The 18,645-nt window shown below is 64.7% G+C and carries 22 protein-coding genes; 7 read left to right on the top strand and 15 right to left on the bottom strand.

Translation table 11 applies throughout. From position 1 onward, the window contains the following. Positions 1-72: 72 nt before the first annotated feature. The 5 genes from ACWHYV_RS20305 to ACWHYV_RS20325 all read right to left on the bottom strand — a co-directional run bounded on the left by ACWHYV_RS20305 (position 73) and on the right by ACWHYV_RS20325 (position 4,664). Positions 73-1,077 (bottom strand): thiamine pyrophosphate-dependent dehydrogenase E1 component subunit alpha, encoded by a 1,005-nt coding sequence (locus ACWHYV_RS20305; protein ID WP_447978310.1) that lies wholly within the window; start codon positions 1,075-1,077, stop codon positions 73-75. Positions 1,078-1,168: 91 nt separating this feature from the next. Next, on the bottom strand, positions 1,169-1,924 hold the full coding sequence (locus ACWHYV_RS20310; protein ID WP_447978311.1) for a hypothetical protein: 756 nt from the start codon (positions 1,922-1,924) through the stop codon (positions 1,169-1,171). After that, positions 1,921-2,913: a fumarylacetoacetate hydrolase family protein gene (locus tag ACWHYV_RS20315; protein ID WP_447978312.1), complete on the bottom strand. Its 993-nt coding sequence runs from the start codon at positions 2,911-2,913 to the stop codon at positions 1,921-1,923. Before ACWHYV_RS20315 ends, ACWHYV_RS20310 begins: the two co-directional genes overlap by 4 nt. Beyond that, a complete protein-coding gene (locus ACWHYV_RS20320) occupies positions 2,910-4,016 on the bottom strand; it encodes a homogentisate 1,2-dioxygenase (RefSeq protein WP_447978313.1) in 1,107 nt (368 codons plus the stop codon). The genes ACWHYV_RS20315 and ACWHYV_RS20320 overlap by 4 nt, the downstream gene beginning before the upstream one ends. Positions 4,017-4,082: 66 nt before the next feature. Further along, positions 4,083-4,664 carry a VOC family protein gene (locus ACWHYV_RS20325; protein WP_447978314.1) on the bottom strand — a complete coding sequence of 194 codons (582 nt, stop codon included), beginning with the start codon at positions 4,662-4,664 and terminating at the stop codon, positions 4,083-4,085. Between the two features lie 263 nt (positions 4,665-4,927). On the opposite strand from ACWHYV_RS20325, the gene ACWHYV_RS20330 reads away from it, so the two are divergent. From ACWHYV_RS20330 to ACWHYV_RS20340, 3 genes are read left to right on the top strand one after another with little or no spacing between them, the layout of a single operon-like run. After that, entirely contained in the window at positions 4,928-5,650 is a 723-nt protein-coding gene (locus ACWHYV_RS20330; RefSeq protein ID WP_447978315.1) for a TenA family transcriptional regulator, read from the top strand. A gap of 10 nt (positions 5,651-5,660) precedes the next feature. Continuing rightward, positions 5,661-6,617 carry a hypothetical protein gene (locus tag ACWHYV_RS20335; protein WP_447978316.1) on the top strand — a complete coding sequence of 319 codons (957 nt, stop codon included), beginning with the start codon at positions 5,661-5,663 and terminating at the stop codon, positions 6,615-6,617. Beyond that, entirely contained in the window at positions 6,617-8,053 is a 1,437-nt protein-coding gene (locus ACWHYV_RS20340; protein WP_447980759.1) for a tryptophanase, read from the top strand. The genes ACWHYV_RS20335 and ACWHYV_RS20340 overlap by 1 nt, the downstream gene beginning before the upstream one ends. Here ACWHYV_RS20340 and ACWHYV_RS20345 read toward each other — a convergent pair. The 3 genes from ACWHYV_RS20345 to ACWHYV_RS20355 all read right to left on the bottom strand — a co-directional run bounded on the left by ACWHYV_RS20345 (position 8,038) and on the right by ACWHYV_RS20355 (position 9,693). Continuing rightward, positions 8,038-8,568 carry a hypothetical protein gene (locus ACWHYV_RS20345; RefSeq protein ID WP_447978317.1) on the bottom strand — a complete coding sequence of 177 codons (531 nt, stop codon included), beginning with the start codon at positions 8,566-8,568 and terminating at the stop codon, positions 8,038-8,040. The genes ACWHYV_RS20340 and ACWHYV_RS20345 overlap by 16 nt on opposite strands. Before the next feature lie 125 nt (positions 8,569-8,693). Beyond that, positions 8,694-9,068, bottom strand: coding sequence for a YybH family protein (locus ACWHYV_RS20350; RefSeq protein ID WP_447978318.1), 375 nt, complete (start codon positions 9,066-9,068; stop codon positions 8,694-8,696). A gap of 154 nt (positions 9,069-9,222) precedes the next feature. Further along, on the bottom strand, positions 9,223-9,693 hold the full coding sequence (locus ACWHYV_RS20355) for a hypothetical protein (protein WP_447978319.1): 471 nt from the start codon (positions 9,691-9,693) through the stop codon (positions 9,223-9,225). A gap of 152 nt (positions 9,694-9,845) precedes the next feature. Between ACWHYV_RS20355 and ACWHYV_RS20360 the strand changes: the two genes are divergently transcribed. Then, entirely contained in the window at positions 9,846-10,553 is a 708-nt protein-coding gene (locus tag ACWHYV_RS20360) for a PrsW family intramembrane metalloprotease (protein WP_447978320.1), read from the top strand. 90 nt (positions 10,554-10,643) lie between these two features. Here the strand turns inward: ACWHYV_RS20360 and ACWHYV_RS20365 are convergent, their stop codons facing one another. From ACWHYV_RS20365 to ACWHYV_RS20375, 3 genes are all read right to left on the bottom strand, one after another. Beyond that, positions 10,644-11,969, bottom strand: coding sequence for a flavin monoamine oxidase family protein (locus tag ACWHYV_RS20365; protein WP_447978321.1), 1,326 nt, complete (start codon positions 11,967-11,969; stop codon positions 10,644-10,646). Positions 11,970-12,186: 217 nt separating this feature from the next. Then, positions 12,187-12,609 carry a hypothetical protein gene (locus ACWHYV_RS20370; protein ID WP_447978322.1) on the bottom strand — a complete coding sequence of 141 codons (423 nt, stop codon included), beginning with the start codon at positions 12,607-12,609 and terminating at the stop codon, positions 12,187-12,189. A gap of 36 nt (positions 12,610-12,645) precedes the next feature. After that, positions 12,646-12,930 (bottom strand): hypothetical protein, encoded by a 285-nt coding sequence (locus tag ACWHYV_RS20375; RefSeq protein WP_447978323.1) that lies wholly within the window; start codon positions 12,928-12,930, stop codon positions 12,646-12,648. A gap of 478 nt (positions 12,931-13,408) precedes the next feature. On the opposite strand from ACWHYV_RS20375, the gene ACWHYV_RS20380 reads away from it, so the two are divergent. The 3 genes from ACWHYV_RS20380 to ACWHYV_RS20390 all read left to right on the top strand — a co-directional run bounded on the left by ACWHYV_RS20380 (position 13,409) and on the right by ACWHYV_RS20390 (position 14,333). Next, positions 13,409-13,759 carry a hypothetical protein gene (locus ACWHYV_RS20380; RefSeq protein ID WP_447978324.1) on the top strand — a complete coding sequence of 117 codons (351 nt, stop codon included), beginning with the start codon at positions 13,409-13,411 and terminating at the stop codon, positions 13,757-13,759. A gap of 36 nt (positions 13,760-13,795) precedes the next feature. After that, a complete protein-coding gene (locus ACWHYV_RS20385) occupies positions 13,796-14,089 on the top strand; it encodes a hypothetical protein (RefSeq protein WP_447978325.1) in 294 nt (97 codons plus the stop codon). A gap of 67 nt (positions 14,090-14,156) precedes the next feature. Beyond that, positions 14,157-14,333 carry a hypothetical protein gene (locus ACWHYV_RS20390; protein WP_447978326.1) on the top strand — a complete coding sequence of 59 codons (177 nt, stop codon included), beginning with the start codon at positions 14,157-14,159 and terminating at the stop codon, positions 14,331-14,333. Positions 14,334-14,351: 18 nt separating this feature from the next. Here ACWHYV_RS20390 and ACWHYV_RS20395 read toward each other — a convergent pair whose 3' ends face one another. From ACWHYV_RS20395 to ACWHYV_RS20410, 4 genes are all read right to left on the bottom strand, one after another. Continuing rightward, positions 14,352-15,200 carry an acyl-CoA desaturase gene (locus ACWHYV_RS20395; protein WP_447978327.1) on the bottom strand — a complete coding sequence of 283 codons (849 nt, stop codon included), beginning with the start codon at positions 15,198-15,200 and terminating at the stop codon, positions 14,352-14,354. A gap of 73 nt (positions 15,201-15,273) precedes the next feature. After that, the gene (locus ACWHYV_RS20400; RefSeq protein ID WP_447978328.1) at positions 15,274-15,420 is read right to left on the bottom strand and encodes a hypothetical protein; all 147 of its coding nucleotides are present in this window, start codon (positions 15,418-15,420) and stop codon (positions 15,274-15,276) included. A 138-nt stretch (positions 15,421-15,558) separates the two neighbouring features. Next, positions 15,559-15,879 carry an RNA recognition motif domain-containing protein gene (locus ACWHYV_RS20405; RefSeq protein ID WP_447978329.1) on the bottom strand — a complete coding sequence of 107 codons (321 nt, stop codon included), beginning with the start codon at positions 15,877-15,879 and terminating at the stop codon, positions 15,559-15,561. Between the two features lie 268 nt (positions 15,880-16,147). Continuing rightward, positions 16,148-18,622 (bottom strand): ATP-binding protein, encoded by a 2,475-nt coding sequence (locus ACWHYV_RS20410; RefSeq protein WP_447978330.1) that lies wholly within the window; start codon positions 18,620-18,622, stop codon positions 16,148-16,150. Positions 18,623-18,645: the final 23 nt, after the last annotated feature.

Raw genomic sequence — 18,645 nt, forward strand, 5'->3', positions numbered from 1 at the left:
TGCTTCTCGGTGGCCGCGCCGGCCGACGCCGCCCCCCGATGATGACGGCGCCGGCCTCGCCCGGACGGCCGTTCACGACAACTCCCTCGCCTCTTCCTCGGTGGCAAATACGCCTTCCAGCGTTTCCTTGCCCTCGGGCAACGGACTGCGTTCGGCGAATTCCACCCCGGCCTCGATCTCTTGCTTCACCCGCGCCTCGATCCGTCGCAACTCCTCGTCGTCCGCATAGCCCAACTCTCTCAGCAGGCGCTCGGCCTTGTCGATCGGATCTTTGCGCTTCCACTCCTCCAACAGCTCGCGGGGTACGTACTTGGCCGAGTCGTGCTCGGAGTGCCCGTGCATCCGCATGGTCTTGCATTCGATGAAGGTCGGTCCCTCCCCCGCACGCGCCCGTTGAATCGCCCGCTTCGCGGCCAGATACACGGCGGCGACGTCGTTCCCGTCGACGATCTCTCCGGGCATCGCGTACGCCTTCGCCCGATCCACCACGTCCGTGATGGCCATTTGCAGGTGCAGCGGCGTGGAATAGGCGTACTGGTTGTTGTTACAGAAGAAGACGACCGGCAGCTTCCGGACGGAGGCGAAGTTGAGGGCCTCGTGGAAGTCCCCGCGACTCGTCCCCCCGTCGCCCGTGTTGGTGATCACGACCCGTGACTCACCGCGCAGCTTGAAGGCCAAGCCGATGCCGGTGGCGACCGGGAGATTGTCGGCCAGGTGGCTGACGAAGCCGATGACTCCCCGTTTCAGATCCCCGATATGGACGTTGCCGTCCTTGCCCCGGGTCGGACCCGTCCGCTTGCCGAGATACTGCGCGATCACTTCTCCCGGCGTGATGCCGCGGATCAAGAAGGCGCCCATGTCGCGGTGGTACGGAGCGATGATGTCGTCGCGCTCGATGGCCGAGGCGTACCCGACGGCGATCGCTTCCATCCCGTGGCTCGTATAGACGCCCCCGACGATCCGCCCCTGGCGGTACAGGGCCGTCACCCGCTCCTCCAGAGCCCGGGTCAGGCGCAGGGAGTAGTACATCGCGAGCAAATCGGCGGGCTTGATGTCCTTCACGGCGTCACGATTCATAGGGCCTCCGCGTATCGGCCGCCAGCTCTCGGGCGTCCGCGTTCAGCAGAACCGCTCTGCTGATCGCTGAGCGCCGCTCGCTGACGGCTGTTCAGAGCTCCGGCATGTCCTTCCATGAGAGCAGCGGCTGCTTGCTCGCGCACAAGGGACATTGGGACGGCTCCCACTGGGGCATGGCGAGGTCGGCCGTGTAATAGAACTTGTGCCGCCGGGTCAGCTCGTCCACGAGCGGGAACTGCCCGCTGTCGCGACGGGCGAACACCATCATGCCGGCCAGCACGCCCTGGTGCTCCGTGACCACGTTGCCGAGCTTGCCGACGCAGTTCCCCCGCGTCGTCACATCGTTGAGGACGATGAAGCGCTCGCCGGGCCGGATCGCGCCCGTCAGGATGCTCGTCCCGATCTTGCCCGTCTCGTGCTCATAGGGCGTCAGCACGACGCGCAGCCGCATGCGGTCATGCAGAATGTCCGCCACCCGTTCGGCCAGCACGTGAGCGGCGGAGGCCGTGGAGACGATCCCGACGATCGGGTCGCGCTCGAAGTGCTGGCGGATCCAGTCGGCCATGTCCCGCGCGATCACGCTGACCAGTTGGGAGATGCGGGCGATCGACTCGAACCGCAGGTAGGTGGCGGTGTGGTGGCCGGACACGACCTCCACGTGCGTGTCGAAGAACACGGCCTGCGCGCTCCGCAGGATCCGGTGGACGTCCCAATCCGACAGCTTCGAAAACGGCACGTCGCGGATGATCGAGGCGAGCTTGGCGTCGATCGCCTCCCCCTCGTACAGCGCACGGTGCCGCTGGATCACCTCCGCCAACGTCTGCTCATCCGTCACCGCTGGGCTCATCGTCCCGATTCCTCCTTGATGACCTTCGTTCTCAACACCCCGATCGGCTGGATCTCGAGCTCCACCACGTCGCCGGGGCTCAGGTAGCGGTCCAGCTCCAGCCCGCAGCCTCCGCCCACCGTGCCCGATCCGAAGAGATCACCGGGGTAGAGCGTCTCACCGCGCGAGACGTGCGCGATCATTTGCGCAAACGACCAGTGAATGGTCCCGAACCGGCCCTTCGACCATTCCTCGCCGTTCACCCGCGCGATCATCGTCAGCGCGCTCACGTCCGGGATCTCGTCGGGCGTCAGCAGGCACGGCCCGATCGCGGTCGCGAAATCCTTCCCCTTGGCCGGGCCCAAGCGGCAGGCCATTTCCTGGAACTGGATGTCGCGCGCGCTGAAGTCGTTCATGATCGTATAGCCGGCGATATAGTCCTCGGCCTCGCGCTCGCCGATGTCGATGCCGCGACGCCCGACCACCATCGCGAGCTCCAGCTCGTAGTCCAGCTTCGTCGTGTCGAGCGGCCACGCCAGGACGTCCTCGGGCCCGATGATCGTCCGGTGGTTCCCTTTGTAATAGACGGGCGCCTTGTACCATTCGGGCGGAATGGGCTGCCCGCGACGCTTGGACGTGGCGGCGATGTGGTCCTCGAAGGCGATGAAGTCGCGCAAGGACGGAGGATGAGGAAGCGGAGCCAGAAGCCGGACATCGCGGCGCCGATGGAGCACCGTTTCGCCGTCCGGACCGCGGACCTCGTCGCCCTGAGCCAGGGCGTACTCGAACGCTTCACGCGCCCGGGCCATCGCGGGCAACTCGCCCTCCAGCAGGTCCAGCAGGGTCGGCGGGACCAGCACGTCGGCCAGCCGGCGCGGTTTCGGCTCGTGGCCGTCCGCGAGCAGCCTGGCATAGGCCATGTTGAGATCGACGATGCGTTCCCCATCCTGGGCGCCCACCCGCGCCGCGCGCCCGAGCGGGGTCCGGATCTCGAACGTGACGAGTCTCATCCGCGGCTCCAGCTCATCGCATAGTCCTTCACCTCGGCCCGCTCGAACTCGGGCAAGACCTCGAACGGCCGGCGCGACTCGATCATCACCGCGATTTCGGTGGTCGCGGTCTTCTCTCGGCTGGCCTGGACGGCCTGAGGCTGCGGACCGTGGTGGATCCCTTGCGGATGGAGCGTCAGCATGCCCGGCGTGATGCCCGCCCGGCTGAAGAACTCCCCCGCGTGATAGAACAGGACCTCATCGTAGTCCATGTTGCGATGATAGAAGGGCACCTTGAGCGACTGCGGATCGCTTTCGAGCGGGCGCGGCGCGAACGTCGAGAACAGCGCCCCGCCGGCCTGAAAGGTGGCGTGCACGCTGGGCGGCAGGTGGTACCGCGGGCTCATGACCGGACGAAAATCACGCACGTTGAGCTTGGCCGCCCACAGATCGCCCTTCCAGCCGACGACGTCCATGGGGTAGAAGGGGTACGCGACCGTGGTGACGGCCCCATCCCTCTTGATCCGGACCTCCCACTCCGGCCGTTCCTTCCCGTCGAGCGACGGATCCAACTCCGGCGCGGTCACGACCCCGAGGTCGAACAGCGCGTGGTGACCGAGCAGGCCGCGGTCGGGGACGCCGACCGGCGCCGGCGTCTCCACGATGAGAGACAGGCAGGGCCCCGCATCGACGTGGATGCGGTAGGTGGTCCCCTTCGGGATGACGACGTAATCACCGGGCTCGTACGCCAACACCCCGTAGTCGGTCTCAATGCGCCCCTGCCCGGCATGGATGAAGTACACTTCGTCCCCGTCCGCGTTTCGCAGGAAATACGGCATGGTGTGGGCGCGCCGCGAGACGAAGACGCGGGCATCGGGGCTTCGGAGAATTTCGACGGGGCCGCCTGCGGCCGCTTCGAGGTCGGGAACGGGGAGGGCCGCGCAGGCACAGGCACGGGGCCGGAGCGGCCCGTCGATGCGCACCCAGCCGGTCGGAGGATGGCTCCGGTACAGGTGCGACGAGGGGCCGGTGAATCCCTGGCGGCCGTGCTCTTCTTCGTACAGCCCGTCAGGCACACCCACGTGCGCCTGGCCGGGCGCCTTACCCCGCTTCACGAGATACATCGCGGGCCTCCCCTCTCGTAGGATCTGAACAAGGCCGCGGACTCCACACTGGACGAGGCGCTCTGCTCACGAGGCTCGACGACGAGGCGCCGCTTCGGTCGAGATCGCGTCGTAGTCGATGATCATCTGCTCCACTCCCTCCACTTGATCTTGCTCGATGTCTTTGTAGAGCGATTCGACCGTGCCGCGCACGAACGTGCGCGACTGCTCGTTGCCGTGCTGCCGTTGGGTCAGCTCGAGAAAGACGCCGGCGCCCGGAAAGAGCGGATACGTGAACCGCTGCTTCAACGGGCCGAACCCGTCCCGGCCCTCTTTCAGCGGCCCGCTGAACTTCACGCCGCGCGCTTCCCACTCCCGGCACACCGCCTCGATGTCGTCGACCTCGATGGCGACGTGCTGCACGCCCGGGCCGTACTTCTCGATGAACTCGGTGATCTGGGACTTGATCGCTTTGTCCCGCCCCTTCATCAGCGCGATCTTCGCTTCGCCGCGCTGCACCACGATCGTATCCATGCTGGACCGCTCGGTCCCCACGTCCCGCGCCGACCAGATGACTTCGAACCCGAGGACCTTGGTGAACAGATACTCCGCCACGTCCAGATTCTCGACGCACAGCGTCACATGGTCGATCCCTGCCGAGCCGCTCATGGTGCCCTCCGTGTTGCCTGATGCCTTCGAGGACTCGCCGGCTGCCGATTGCTGAAGACAGTATAACAGAACTTGACGCGCGATCAATATAGTTTTTCTATCATTCAATTCATCCACGGCATTGCAATATTCCAGCCTTGCATCAAGCCGTTTCTTGCGTTGTGGACTCATGACAGGAGCCTGGAATGATTTTGTCTTGCACGAATGATAAAAGAGTTATATTATTTGGGCACTCTCCCGAGTGTCTGCCGAGGAGGTGGAAGATGTCGTTCTACACCGATATGCGAACCCTGGTCCTCCGGCATGGGGCGATCAACAACCCCTATCTGGATCGCTTCAAAGCAGGCGCCTTGACGGACGAGGAGGTGCGGACGTTCGCCATCGAGTTCTACAACTTCGCCCGCTTCTTTCCCAAGATCCTCGTCGCCCAGTTGGTCAATACCGAGGACGAAGCGGTGGCGGACGAACTGACGACCGTGCTGTATTCCGAGCTGGGCGACGGCCGGACACGCAACCGGCACGAGCTGCTCTACCGCGACTTCCTCCGCTCGATCGGCATCGGCGTCCACACGGCGATGACGCAGCCGATGCTGCCTTCCACGAAGGCCTACATCGAGGGCATGGAAGCGCTGTACAGCAGCGGCAACCACGCCATGGCGCTGGGCGCCTCCTTCGGCCTGGAGAACATGGCGATCACCATGTGGGACCACCTGATCCCCGGCTTGAAGCGGCTGCGCGACGAGCGGTATCCCGGTATGGACCTGACCTATTTCACCTTCCACCGCGAGCTGGAATCCCGCCATGAGGAAGCGATGAAGAACGCGGTCGGCGCCATCGACGGGGGCCAGGCGGCCCTGTCGCCTCAAGAGCGCCGGGATTTCCAGCGCGGCGTCGAACAGGTGCTCGACTATCTGGAAGGGTTCTGGATGGGGCTCGAGCGGCGCGGGGTACGGCATGCCGAGGCCGCCCACCGCCTGTCCGCCTGACGAGGTCCCGGTGTCCGACATCTCCGGCTACATCGAAGCGATCAAGCATCGCTATCACCTCACCAGCGATTATGCGCTGGCTGAAAAGCTCGCCATCGCGCAGCCGGAAGCCAATTTGATTCGCCGAGGGTTGAAGATCCCCAAGCCGGAGCTGTGCATCAAGATGGCCAAGCTGCTCGACAAGAACCCCGTCGAGCTGCTCCTCATCGCGCAGAAAGACAAAGCCCCGAAGCAGGCCAAGGAATATTGGGAGCTCGCCTTGACCGCGGTCGACGTCATGCTCCACGTACCGAAGACGCCCCGGTACCTTCCGAAAAAGGTCGAAGCGATCGGGCGCGAGCTGCGCCAGCTCGAATCCCAGACCCTGGTCTACGAAGGCGCCGCCGCCAATGCCGAGGCGGTGCGGCTGATGGAGACGGCGGAGCACAGCGTCGACGCGATCATGGAACGCTGGAACATCTGGAAGAAAGGCGAGGCGCTCTACCCCAACTACCTCCTCGCGAATCAGGCGGCCGTCCGCCGGGAGGTGGCGATTCGCCGCCTGCTGATCCTCGCGACCGAGGACATGCATCAGCCCGACCTCGTCGCCGACGCCGTGGAGGTCATGGAGACGCAGCAGCGGGCGGGTATCAAGATCTTCTATGCCTTTCGCGACGACCTGGAGCGCTCGCCGACGTTCCAGCGCATGAGCGAGGAGTTCAAGAAGCAAGGGGCGGCGCACGACATCAACGCGGCGATGTTCGACGGCGAGATTCTCATCTATTCGCAGTCGTACGGGCAGGTGCCCTTGGGCGTGGTCGGCCGCCCGACTCCGATCACCATGATCCATCAGCTCAAGATCACCTGGAAGCCCGAGCTGATCCGGGAACTGAACCCCGCCCCGCTGTTCGATATGACGCGGTACGTCTTCGAATACGAAGGGGCGAAGCCGTTCAAGGTCAAGGTCGCCCGCTTGAAGGGCCGATGATGCGCTTCCCGTCCGAACCGTTCAAGATCAAGGTCGTCGAACCCATCCGCCGGACCACGCGAGAGGAGCGGCAGCGCCTGCTGTCCGAGGCGGGCTACAACCTCTTCCACGTGCCGGCCGAGAGCGTCTATGTCGATCTCCTGACCGACAGCGGCACGTCGGCGATGAGCGACCACCAATGGGCCGGCCTGATGCTGGGCGACGAGTCCTACGCGGGCAGCAAGAACTACTTCCACTTCGAGGAGGCCGTCCGCTCCATATTCGGCTTCAAGCACGTCATTCCCACCCATCAAGGCCGGATGGCGGAAAACCTGCTCTTCTCCACCGTCGTCAGGGCGGGCATGGTCGTGCCGAACAATATCCATTTCGACACGACGCGGGCCAACGTGGAGCACCAGGGCGCCGAGGCGGTCGACGTCGTCGTCAAGGAAGCCTACGACCCGCAGTGCGACCTGCCGTTCAAAGGCAACATGGATCTGGTTCGGTTGGAGCAGACGATCGACCGGATCGGGCGCGACCGCATCCCGCTGGTCATGCTCACGATCACGAACAACAGCGGCGGCGGGCAGCCCGTGTCCATGCAGAACATCCGCGAGACCCGCGCCCTGCTCGACCGCTACCGCATCCCGCTGTTCTTCGACGCCTGCCGCTTCGCCGAAAATTGCTTCTTCATCAAGGAGCGGGAGCCGGGGTACGCCGATCGCCCGATTCTCGACATCGCCCGTGAGCTGTTCGGCTATGGGGACGGCTGTACCATGTCCGCCAAGAAGGACGGGCTCGTCAACATCGGCGGGTTCCTGAGCCTGAACGAGGACCAGTGGGCGCAAGCCATCACGAACATGTTGATCCTCGTGGAGGGCTTTCCGACTTACGGCGGCCTCGCTGGGCGCGACCTCGAGGCCATGGCCCGCGGGCTGCGGGAGGTCCTTGAGGAGGACTACCTGCGCTTCCGCATCGGACAGGTCCGCTATCTGGGCGAATTGCTCGATCAGGCGGGGGTGCCGGTCCTCAAACCGATCGGAGGGCACGCCGTCTATCTCAACGCCAAAGCGTTCCTGCCGCATCTCCCGCAGTCCGAATTCCCGGCGCAGGCGCTGGCGGTCGCCCTCTACCGCGAGTACGGCATCCGCGGCGTGGAGATCGGGACGGTGATGTTCGGAAAGACCGACCCGTCCACGGGCCGCACGATCTATCCGGAGCTGGAAATGGTCCGGCTGGCGATCCCTCGCCGCGTCTACACCAACATGCAGATCACGTACGTGGCCGAATCGATCATCGAGTTGTTTCAGAAGCGGGAGACGATCGGCGGCCTGAGGATGACGTACGAAGCGCCGGTCTTACGCCATTTCACCGCCCGATTCGAGGAAGCGGTCCCAACCGGATCGCGCCCCGGGCCCCTCACGGGGCCGACGGCGAAGCCTCACGGCGTGGCGTGACACCGCTGCCCACCGGCGGCATCGGGCACACATCGAATCGAACCGGGGTAGGCCGACCCCACCGGTGCATGAATCGTATACGCAGGCACGACGGGTCCGGCGGCGGCGCTCTGGTCTCCGGGCCGGACCGAGGGCGACGAGGGCTTCCGGCGCTTCGGGACGGCGCGCTTGGCGGGCGGCTCGCTTTTGGGTGGTGGCTCGATCCGGGGCTGGATTTGGAGCGATTGGGGCTCCTCGGGCGGCTCTGACTGCGGGGATTCGCTGACCGCCGGCGGCCGCTGAGGCTCGGGCGGCGGCGCCGGAAGGGAGGGCTGGGCGGTCTCCTTCGGTTCTCGTTCTCCGGACTCGGGGGAAGCTTCCCGCTGCATCTTCAACAGCTCACGCACGGCCTCGAGGTTCTTGGCCGCCTGGTTGCCCCCCGTCTCATCAACCTCCACGATCACTCGATCTTCCCCAGTCAGAACGCAGGCGGAGAGCCAGCCGACCAGCACCAAGACTGCGACCCTGACCGCCATCGTGGAAGTCTCCTGATTGCACGATGACCCACGGCGGTTGGTGTGTCAAGCGGAGAAGGGTCGGGGTGGGGGTGGCGGCTCGACGGCAACAGCAGGAGCCGCCTCAGCGGCGAAGCGGGCGCATCCTATGCGCCACCGAAGGGGTCGTCGATGAGGAAACGCCAGGACCCGTCCGGCTGGCGACGGGCAATTTCGATCCCTCGCTGGGACATTTCCACGGGAGTCCCGTCAGGGGCGGTCCCCGTCAACGTCCAGCGGGACCGCAACAGGGCGACCCCGCCCGATTCAATCGCCTGTTCGGTCGCACAGGTGACGCGGGGCTTGAGCGCGAGAAACGTCTCCAGCACCTGCCGGATCGCTTCCCCGGTGACGGGCGGCCGACCAGGCTCGGGAACCAGCACCGCTCCCGGCTCATACAGGGCGAGCACCGCATCCACGTTTCCGGCCGAGAAGGCGTCCGCGAAGAGACGATGCAAGTCTTGTGGCTGAACCGCATTCATGTCGTGTCGTCTCCGGCGTTGCTGTCACTCCAGCCAGTAGGTGTGAGCCGAGGTGACAACGATCGGGAAGAAGCGCCTCCGTCAGCAACGGATGATCCGGCCCCCTCCACAATGCTTCACCTCAACCTCAACCTTACCCTCAACCTGGCCCCGGTCATGGCCGAGGCTCCGGCCCGGCTTCGAGGATCCGCAGCGCATGCAGCCCTTGTCGGGCTTGCTCGGCGTACCGTTGATCGAGGCCCTGCGGGTAGTGATCGAGAATGCGCCGGTAGGTCGCCTGCGCCCGCTCGTATTGCTTCTTGATCGCCAAATACTGGGCCAGCGCCAGCCAGTTCTGAACCGCCGCCTCGTTCGCCGCCTTGTACTGCACCCAGTCGCGGTCGATCTGATTTGCGCCGGGCTCATGCCCCCGCCGCCGGATATCCTCTCCGATGTGCGCCGCCACCGCTTCGATCTCTTGATTCTCCCGCACCGCCGCTTCCACACGGCCGTCTTCCAGCTGTGAATAAAACTGTTTCGTATGAGCCTTGATCGCATCGGTCCGTTCCCGATACCGATCCTGCCCGCAGCCCGCCGCGATCGACGCCAGCAGCAGGACCATGGGAATACCGACCCGTATTCGCATGCGCGCAGCCTAGCATCTTTCGGGGACGAATTCGAGTACGGCGGGATCGAGGGCCAGTAGAATCGCGGCCCGCACTCCACTATCCTGAAGCGACGCACCTGAAGCAACGCGCCTGAAACCCGCACCCGGAGTAACGCGACTCGGAGGAGGACGTGGCCTATCTCATGCTTTTTGCTTTGTCGTTTGCACCCGGCCTCCTCTGGTTGTGGTTCTTCTATCGCAAGGACACGCTCGACCCCGAGCCCGCTTCACTGATCATCAAGACCTTCCTCATCGGGATGGGCCTGGGCGTTCCCGCGACCGTCCTCGAGTTGCTGTTCACCGAGTCGGCGGTGGTCACGGTGGCGATCGCGCCGGTGATCGAGGAGCTGCTGAAGTTCGCCGGGGTTCGTTTCACCGTCTATCGCCGGGCGGAATTCGATGAGCCGCTGGATGGGATCATCTACACGGCGGCGGTGGCCCTCGGTTTTGCCTCGATCGAGAACGGCCTCTACCTGCTGGCCACCTATCTCACCGCGGTGGACACCGCGGCATCCTTGAACGTCATCACGCCGTTCGGGGTGCTCACGTCCGTGTTCCTCGTGCGCGCGCTGCTCAGTGTCCCGAGCCACGTGCTCTATTCCAGCATGTGGGGGTATGCCTTGGGGAGGGCGAAGTTCAGCGCGCCCGGCGAGGGGCGGCGGCTCCTCCTGACGGGCTTGGTCCTCGCGATCCTCTGTCACGCCCTGTTCAACTTCTTTGCGTCGCACCTCCCGCAGGCGGCGCTCGCCGAGCTCCTGCTCGTTGCGATCATGTGGCGGGTCGTCTTCAAGCGGATCGACGAAGGCTTGCGGACCTCGCCGCACCGGCCGACCGGCTAAGGCCTGTAGGCTCCGCGGGGCGGCAGGCTCGATCGCAAGCGAGCAGGACCCGTCATCCACGACGAAACGACCGGTGCGCGCTCGTCCCTGTCACCCGGTGCCGGGCGGTTCGCCGCCGAGCGCGGCCCCCGGACCGCTCACGCCGGCCAGCAACCGCACTTCGGCCGCCGCCCGCAAGCCGCTCTCGACTGCCCCGTTCATATAACCCTGCCATCGCATGCTCGTATGCTCGCCGGCGAACAGGACGCGACCATGCGGCCGGACCAGCCAGGGCCGAAGCGCCGGGTCGAAGGCGGGGTCGAAGTAGGCGTAGCCGCCCAAGGCCCAGGGATCGTCCTCCCACGAGACCACCCGGGAAGCGAGCAGCTCCGCCTGATCGGCTCCCAGCCAATCCAAGAAACGCACGATCCGATCCATCCCGCCTTCCTTGATCAGCTCTTGAGTCTCCCGGCTGGCAGATGCGCCGGCCATGAGGCTCAGGATGCCGTGGACGCCGGCCTGCTCCTCGTTGCCGTCCCAGAAGGCACCGATCGGGAGCTCACTGCCGAAGGCCTTGGGGGATTGCGGACGGAGCCAGAACCGCCGGTCGAACTGCAGCAGGGTCTTGGTGACCGGACCATAACGGAGGGTCGCGATCGCCTCGTGCTGCTCCGGCGGCAGCGGCGGATCGAAGTACACGACCTTGATGAGCGGAGCCGGGATGGTGACGACGAGGTACTCGCCGAGGAGATCGCTCTCGCTGCCGTCGGCGTGCCGGACCCGGGCCCGGACCCGGTCACCATCCTGAATCACGGCGGTGAGAACGGTCCGCAGCAGGACGCGATCACCCAACCTTGCGGCCAGCGCCGCGGGCAGGCATGCATTGCCGCCCTGAATCCGGTACGTCCGGCCCAAGCCGGGCGCCTCGCTGAGCTGATCGACCAGCGCAAGCAGTGACAGGTCCTCGGGGTCCGCGAGAAAGAAGCCCCGCAGCCCTCTGACGATGGCCCGCACCTCCTCCTCGGCTCGGATCTCCTCCAGCCAAGCCGCCACCGAGACGCGACCGATGGCCGCCGCAATCCCGCTGTCCCATCGGCGTTCGGCCAGTCGGTAGGCGCGAAGCAGCGGCGCCAAGGGTTCGGCCAACTTAGCCCATACGCTACCCGACCGAATGACGGGCTGCGGGACCGGCCCAGCCGCAGGGGTACGGACAAAGGCAAACCCACCGGATAGGATCGGCGTCAAGGTGAGACCGAGGGCGCTGGCCAGGTGCTGGATCTCGTCCTGCCCGTCGTCGATCAGGTCCCCGCCGGCTTCGGCATGTTGGCCGCCGATAAACCCCTCATGCAACGTCCAGACTCGCCCTCCGACCCGGTCCCGCGCCTCCATGACCTTGACGTTCACATCGGATTGCCGGAGATCGGCGGCGGCCGCCAAGCCGGCGAGCCCGGCACCGGCGATCAGGACGGTGGGACGGCGGGGCGAAGTGCATGACTGAGCGGCACACAAGGGAAGGGAACGCCGGGGCGGTAGAGGCGAACGGGAAGGCGGGGGCGGGGACGGCCAGCGACGGCATGGGCCCCGCGGGCCTGAAACTGAAACAAGGCCAGGCCGGCGGAGGAGCCGTCGCGCTCCTCCGCGGACTCCGATCTCGCTACGAGACTGGCGCCTTTCGGTCCACCAGGATCAGATAGTCGGTCAGTTCCTCCATCGCCAGACACGGCAGCTCACAGGAGATCCGATAGAAGTCCTCGCCACGCTCGCCCACGGTGAATTCCATGGAGGCGGTCTTCGGGCCGTCAGGACCGATCGCGCGGCTCTTCATCTCGGTCTTGAGCGAGGTAACCGTGAACTGATGGAGGTTCCGATTCGAATCGGCGTGCTCGAAGATGAGCTTGACGCGCGTACCGGCCCTCAGCGTCAAGCGCTTTTCCACCACCGGCGCGTCGTTCGTCATCAACCCCTGCTCGGTCACCTTGAACGTGATCGTCGTCTTGTCCGCCGTCCACCCGACCTGTGCGGAGACGAGGATCACAAGAGCGGCTCCAAGCATTCCCTTCCACGATCTTCTCTTCATGCCAACTCCTTTGTCTGAGGATCCCGCGTCGACTCCTTACCCCAATACCCGGCTCACCGGCGTCTGCCCGAAGATCGACGGGAGGATACCCGCGCACCGTTCTCGGCATTTCACCGGACATTCGGTCCTGTGATCGCACTCCAGCAGCCGGACGCACTGACGCTCCGCGTCCCAGTCGAGCAGGACAAGCGCTGCCTGGTGATCCTCAGGACAGGTGATGCGGCGACGCTCGACCGGCGGGCGTTGCCTCGGCATGGCGAGCCCGGAAGCGACGAGCATCGCGCCAAAGGTGAGAATCAATGATCCACCCACAAGATCCATGTCGTACTCCTTTCGCGGCTGGTGACTCTGCTGTGCCGACCAGTCAGAGAGGGAGCGCAAAGACGATGCCACTGCACAATGGAGCATGAGGCGCTGATGAGATCGAGACTTGTACAATCGATCGCCGAGCGGCGGCGGCGGCGTGGGGAGGAACGCTACGGCGAGCAATCGGGAAACGAGGCGGAGCTCCACAGGGTCACTACGTGGTCTTCAGTAGGCCATGGGCCCGGCGCGCGGCACTCTGATGCCGTTGCATTCAGCGCTCGGCGTGCACGATGCGTCGCCCGGTTGACAAACTCACCCTAAACGCTCATGCTGCAGGTACAGGGCAGACGGCTCGCGATCATTCGCGTCCCTTTTTCCTCCCACCCGACGCGATCGATTCCTAACCGCCGCTCCATCTCGATGCCTCTCGTCCCGTCCTGGTTCATCGAGCGACCGCATCCAAGCTGCGCATCCTTGCCGAAGGGAGAGTGTGATGTCCACGAGGAAAGTCGTCATCAACGCGTGCTGCGGGAAGTTCAGCTTGAGTCACGAGGCGTTCGTGCGGCTTCGCGAACGCGGGCAGCCCGACGCCTTGATCGAGCCGGATACCGGTCGCTACTGGCCAGCCGCCTACGGACCAAAGGAACCGAGCCTGAACCAATATGGCGCCCTCATTCCACGCGACGACGAGCGGTTGGTGAAGGTCGTGGAGGAGTTGGGAGCGGAGGCGAACGGGCACTGCGCCGAGCTGAAGATCGTCGAAATCCCCGGCGACATCGAATGGGAAGTGGAGGGGCTCCACGGCAGAGAATGGGTGAGCGAGGCCCATCGGACCTGGCGATGAGGCGTCGCCGCGGACGACGGCGTAACGAAGGCAACCATGGCAACCCTCAACGTTGAGCCGATCATCACGTTTGCCGACGGTTCCCGGTTGCTGCTGAGCACGGAATACGTCGGGGAAGCGAGTTTTCGGTGTGAGCTCTACCTCTCTTCAGAGGCGGCCGGAGACACGGCGGCCCGCTTCCGGTTGGTCACACCGTACCTCATTGAAGCCGGTACCTGCCTTGCCGCTCAGAACAAGGCCTACTCCTACGCGACACGTCTCTACCCCGAAGCGGCCTGCGACATGAAGAAGCCGCCGTATTTGATTTGGCGCGGCCCTCAACGACCATAACGGCACGGATCCCGCCCGGATCCGTCGGATCGGCGAGGGCGCCGGCGCCCCGCCCGAAGGAGAACCCATGCGCCCGTCGTTCACGAAGAAGAAGCGGCTGAAGAACGCCCGCAGCAGCGTGAAGATCAATTGGCATCAACTGGGGCTCACGGACCCCAGCGATGACAAGGAGAGCGTCCCGATCGAGGAGATCCGCCGTCAGGTGACGGTGGTGGCGAGCAAAGGACTCAAGCGCAACGGCTGAGGCGGGTGGCCGGCTCGCCTAGGCCTGCCCTTTCGTCGCGCGACGGAGCGAGCTGGCGAGGCCCAAGAGGGAGAGCGAGTAGATCAGCCATTTCGACGGATCGAAGTTGTACCAGCGCGGGCCGTTCCGATAGTCGCTCTGATAGGTATGGTGGTAGTTGTGATACCCCTCGCCGAACGTCAAGAACGAGACCCACCAACTGTTTCGGCTGGAGTCGAGCCGGCCGTGCGGCTGGCTTCCCCAGAGATGGCAGATGGAATTGATACAGAACGTGGAGTTCAACACCCAGAAGACCCGCCCGACGCCCGCGAGCAGAAAACCGCTCAGTCCCCCCCTCCACCCGTTCATCATCAGGCCTAGCAGAAACGGCAGCGCCAAGCCGGAGAGCACGATCGGCAGGTAGAACCGGTGTTGCCACAGGACGACGGGGTCTTGCCGCAGCGTGACCAGATATTTGTCGTTGACGTGCGGATCGCGATAAAAGACCCAGCCGCAGTGGCTGTACCAAAACCCTCGTTGGGCGTTGTAGGGATCCTGGTCCCGATCGCATTGCGCGTGGTGCCGGCGATGGTCGGCCGCCCATTTCAACGCGGAATTCTCGAGCGCCCACCCACCGGCGATGAGCAGCAGCGTCTTGACCCAGTTCGGACAGGTGAAGCTGCGATGGGCGATGAGCCGGTGATAGCCGACCGTGATGCCCAGCCCGGTCACCACGTAGAGCGTCCCGAACATCACCCAATCCAGCCACGTGTAGTCGTAGAAGTAGGCGAACAGCGGAACCCCGATCAGCGCGGTTAGGGTGATAAGCCCGAACAGGACCGTGGACACGTAATTCAGGCGCGGGGCGGACGACATGGCATGAGCCATCGTGAACGACTCCTGGGTTGAAGTGCGAGACACGAACGGACGGGCGGCCTGAGCGGAGGACGGGTGGTCGGGCCTAATGGTAGAGGGGATCCTGCGGTCCCCATTTCAGCCCCGCCAGATCGGGATCATCGCCATCCTCGCGCCGGGGGGTGATTTTCTTCTCTTCCTTGCGCTGAGCTCGCCGGGCCGCTTTCTCTCGTTGCTTGGTCTGTTTGGCCACTTCGCGAGCCCGCTTCGCGGCAGTCGCTTTGTTCGGCTTAGGAATAAGAGCCTCCTCGTACTGGGGAATGGGACATGGGACGAGCAGGGGCGGCTTTTCGACCGCCCCTGCCCTTGCTACCGCTTCAAGACGGTGTCGTTACCAGCGCCCGCGACGCTCGGTCCGGTTGCCCCCGCCTCCGCCTCCGCTGCGCATGCCACCTGTCCGTGGCTCTTGCGGCTTGGCTTCGTTGACGGTGAGCGTGCGGCCGTCGAGCTGAGTCGCATTCAATGCGGCGATGGCGCGCTGCGCCTCTTCGGAGCTCGCCATTTCGACAAAGCCGAATCCGCGCGATTGTCCCGTAAACTTGTCCGTGATGACCTTCGCCGACTCGACGGTCCCGTGCGCTGCGAACAAATCGTTCAGCTGCGACTCGGTTGTTGAATACGGCAGACCGCCCACATAGATCTTCGAACCCATCGGTTCCTCCTTATGATGTTGGATATTGTCTCAGAGCTCGAGAACTCGCAATGACAGGAAGGAGAGGGCCGAAGACGCGAGGCGCTTAGGTCAGGCTTCCGATCGGTTTCCCGGGCTAGAACAACATCGACCAGGCCTTTGGTTGACGCCTCACCACCGGGCCTTCGATGGTGAAGCAGACTGCACGATACCACGTTCGACCCATAAAAGCAAAGACACCTTCCGGCCGATGAACGACAGCCGGCTCCAAGGCCTCCTTGGAGGGCATTCATCGGACCGCCGTCGGTGTTGCCATCGACCGATCGACCAGTGGCAATTGAATCACGAACGTCGTCCCGTGCCCCGGGGTGCTCACCACCTGGATGTCGCCCCCGTGCTCTTTGACGATCCCATAGGTGATGGAAAGACCGAGGCCCGTGCCGAGCCCCACCGGCTTGGTCGTGAAGAAGGGATCGAAAATGCGGTCCTGCACCTCGAGGGGAATGCCGCTCCCGGTATCTTTGACCAGGACCTCGACTTGGGGGCCGAGAAAGGCCGTGGAGATGGTCATCCGCTTGACCGGACCGTCGGCCATGGCATCCTTCGCATTGACCAGCAGGTTGATGAAGACCTGCTCCAACTGAATGCGATTGGCGAGCACCGAGGCCTGATCGGCGCCGAGGTTCAAGTCCACCGAGATGTTCGCCATGCGGAGCGGTTCTTCCACCAAAGACAGGGCGGCATGGATGACATCGTGCACGAGGGTCGGCTCGCGCTCCGAGGCGCCCGCCCGGGCAAAGGTCCGGAGGTGTCCGATGATGCTGGCCGCACGCCGGACCTGCTGCAGAGCCCGCTCCAGATCGCCGATCATCATCCCCGTCGCCTGCCCGCGCTCCAACCGGTCGATCGCGTTCCCGATGAAGAGCCCGATGTTGTTCAGGGGATTGTTCAATTCGTGAGCGATCCCGGCGGCCATTTCTCCCAGACTGGCCAGCTTGGCGCTCTGGATCAACAACAACTGCTTGTCGCGCAACTCCTTGTTGCGCCGCTCCGCTTCGACGAGCAGTCGAGAGACGTTCTCTTCGGCCCCGGCCAGCCGCTTGCGCTGGGCGATCAAGGTCCGCACCCGGGCGCTCAGCTCCTCGATCGAGAACGGTTTGCTCAGATAGTCCTGAACCCCTTCCTTCAACAGGCGGACCCGGAGGTCCTCGTCGGCTTTGGCGGTCAGCACCAACACGGGCACTTCCTTGAGCTCCGGGAGCTCCCGCAACCGGCGGATCAACTGGTCCCCGCTCATGTCCGGCATCATAATGTCCGTGATGATCAGGTCCGGGCGGAGCTCCAGGGCCTTCTTCAATCCCTCGTCCCCATCGGCCGCCGCGGTGACCTGGTACGGAACGGACAGCGACTCGATGAGGAACCGGCTCAGCTCGACATTGTCCTCGACCACCAAAATCGTCGGCGCACTGCCATTGTGCGCCCCGGTGCCCCCAGAGGTCGGCGGCGACGCATCGGCGGCCGACCCGGGTCGCGGCTCGTGGTTTGGCTCAACGAGCTCCTGCGCTCCGGACCCGGATGCCGGCACATCCTGAGCAGAAGGCTCCGCTTCCGCCGTCTTCCCTTCGATGGCTTCCGACTCGGCCGGCTGTACCGGCAGATGGACCTGAAACCGAGCGCCGCCGCCCGGAGCCTCGTCGGCCCAGATTCGCCCCCCGAGCAGTTCACACAATTCCTTGGCGATCGCCAAGCCGAGACCCGTGCCGCCGTAGCGGCGGGTCGCCCCCCCGTCCCCCTGGCGGAACCGTTCGAAGATGGCCTCGCGCTGCTCGAGCGGCACGCCTGGGCCGTTGTCCTCGACGATCAGGACGATCCCACCCTCGGACGCGTCGAGGGTGCATCGTACGGCGCCGCCGTCATGGACGAATTTGAAGGCGTTGGACAGCAGGTTCACGAGGATCCGTTGCAGCTTCTCAGCGTCCGTCCGTACCCAGAGGTGCGGAGGCGTCTCGACGGAAAACGTGATCCGCCGTTCCTCCTTGGCCGCATCGAACTGTGCGGCGGTCAGCCGGACGAGGGCGCCGACGTCGGTGGCCCCGGGCTGAACCAATATCTTGCCGGCGTCGAGCTTCGCGATGTCCAACAGATCGTTCACGTGCCTGAGCAGCGTCTTGGCGTTCCGTTCGACGACCGTCAAATCATGGCGTTGCTTGTCGGTGAGCGCCCCGCTCTTCAGCAGCCGCTCCGTCGGTCCCGTGATGAGCATCAGCGGCGTGCGCAGCTCATGACTCACGTTGGCGAACAACTGAGATTTCAACTCATCCAGTTCTTTGACCCGCCGGTACAGGACTTCCAGCTCTTGATTGGCCCTCTCGAGGCCGAGCTTGCGCTCTTCGGACAGCTTGGCCGCTTGGATGAGTGACAAGGTCTTCGGAATGAGCGGCGGCAAGACCAGCGCGGTCGCAACGGAGGCCAAGGCCGTCAACGCCTTCACGTCTCCGGCCAGCCAGTAGGTGGGGGTCCAGAGCGTCCAGACCTCCATGAAGTGGGTCGCCCCGCAAGCAATGATAAACGTCCCGAACGCCAGGAAGACCCAATGAAAAGGAATGTCCCGCCGGGCCCGATGCACCAGGTAGGTGAGCGAGGCCGAGATGGCGACATAGGAGAGGCCGATCAGCGTATCGGAGGTCAGATGGAGCCAGACGAGCCCGGAATTCCAGAGGTAACACTGCCCGTGGGGGAGAAAGCCGTCGGCGAGGTTCGTCATGGTGCACCTTTGCGGATGATGAA

Source organism: Candidatus Nitrospira bockiana (assembly GCF_965152565.1).

Coding starts and splice junctions, on each gene's coding strand:
- ACWHYV_RS20410 (WP_447978330.1), bottom strand. CDS start 18,622: ATGACGAACCTCGCCGACGGCTTTCTCCCCCACGGGCAGTGTTACCTC.
- ACWHYV_RS20340 (WP_447980759.1), top strand. CDS start 6,617: ATGCGCTTCCCGTCCGAACCGTTCAAGATCAAGGTCGTCGAACCCATC.
- ACWHYV_RS20305 (WP_447978310.1), bottom strand. CDS start 1,077: ATGAATCGTGACGCCGTGAAGGACATCAAGCCCGCCGATTTGCTCGCG.
- ACWHYV_RS20315 (WP_447978312.1), bottom strand. CDS start 2,913: ATGAGACTCGTCACGTTCGAGATCCGGACCCCGCTCGGGCGCGCGGCG.
- ACWHYV_RS20350 (WP_447978318.1), bottom strand. CDS start 9,068: ATGAATGCGGTTCAGCCACAAGACTTGCATCGTCTCTTCGCGGACGCC.
- ACWHYV_RS20390 (WP_447978326.1), top strand. CDS start 14,157: ATGCGCCCGTCGTTCACGAAGAAGAAGCGGCTGAAGAACGCCCGCAGC.
- ACWHYV_RS20370 (WP_447978322.1), bottom strand. CDS start 12,609: ATGAAGAGAAGATCGTGGAAGGGAATGCTTGGAGCCGCTCTTGTGATC.
- ACWHYV_RS20345 (WP_447978317.1), bottom strand. CDS start 8,568: ATGGCGGTCAGGGTCGCAGTCTTGGTGCTGGTCGGCTGGCTCTCCGCC.
- ACWHYV_RS20325 (WP_447978314.1), bottom strand. CDS start 4,664: ATGAGCGGCTCGGCAGGGATCGACCATGTGACGCTGTGCGTCGAGAAT.
- ACWHYV_RS20320 (WP_447978313.1), bottom strand. CDS start 4,016: ATGTATCTCGTGAAGCGGGGTAAGGCGCCCGGCCAGGCGCACGTGGGT.
- ACWHYV_RS20405 (WP_447978329.1), bottom strand. CDS start 15,879: ATGGGTTCGAAGATCTATGTGGGCGGTCTGCCGTATTCAACAACCGAG.
- ACWHYV_RS20395 (WP_447978327.1), bottom strand. CDS start 15,200: ATGGCTCATGCCATGTCGTCCGCCCCGCGCCTGAATTACGTGTCCACG.
- ACWHYV_RS20355 (WP_447978319.1), bottom strand. CDS start 9,693: ATGCGAATACGGGTCGGTATTCCCATGGTCCTGCTGCTGGCGTCGATC.
- ACWHYV_RS20310 (WP_447978311.1), bottom strand. CDS start 1,924: ATGAGCCCAGCGGTGACGGATGAGCAGACGTTGGCGGAGGTGATCCAG.
- ACWHYV_RS20330 (WP_447978315.1), top strand. CDS start 4,928: ATGTCGTTCTACACCGATATGCGAACCCTGGTCCTCCGGCATGGGGCG.
- ACWHYV_RS20380 (WP_447978324.1), top strand. CDS start 13,409: ATGTCCACGAGGAAAGTCGTCATCAACGCGTGCTGCGGGAAGTTCAGC.
- ACWHYV_RS20385 (WP_447978325.1), top strand. CDS start 13,796: ATGGCAACCCTCAACGTTGAGCCGATCATCACGTTTGCCGACGGTTCC.
- ACWHYV_RS20375 (WP_447978323.1), bottom strand. CDS start 12,930: ATGGATCTTGTGGGTGGATCATTGATTCTCACCTTTGGCGCGATGCTC.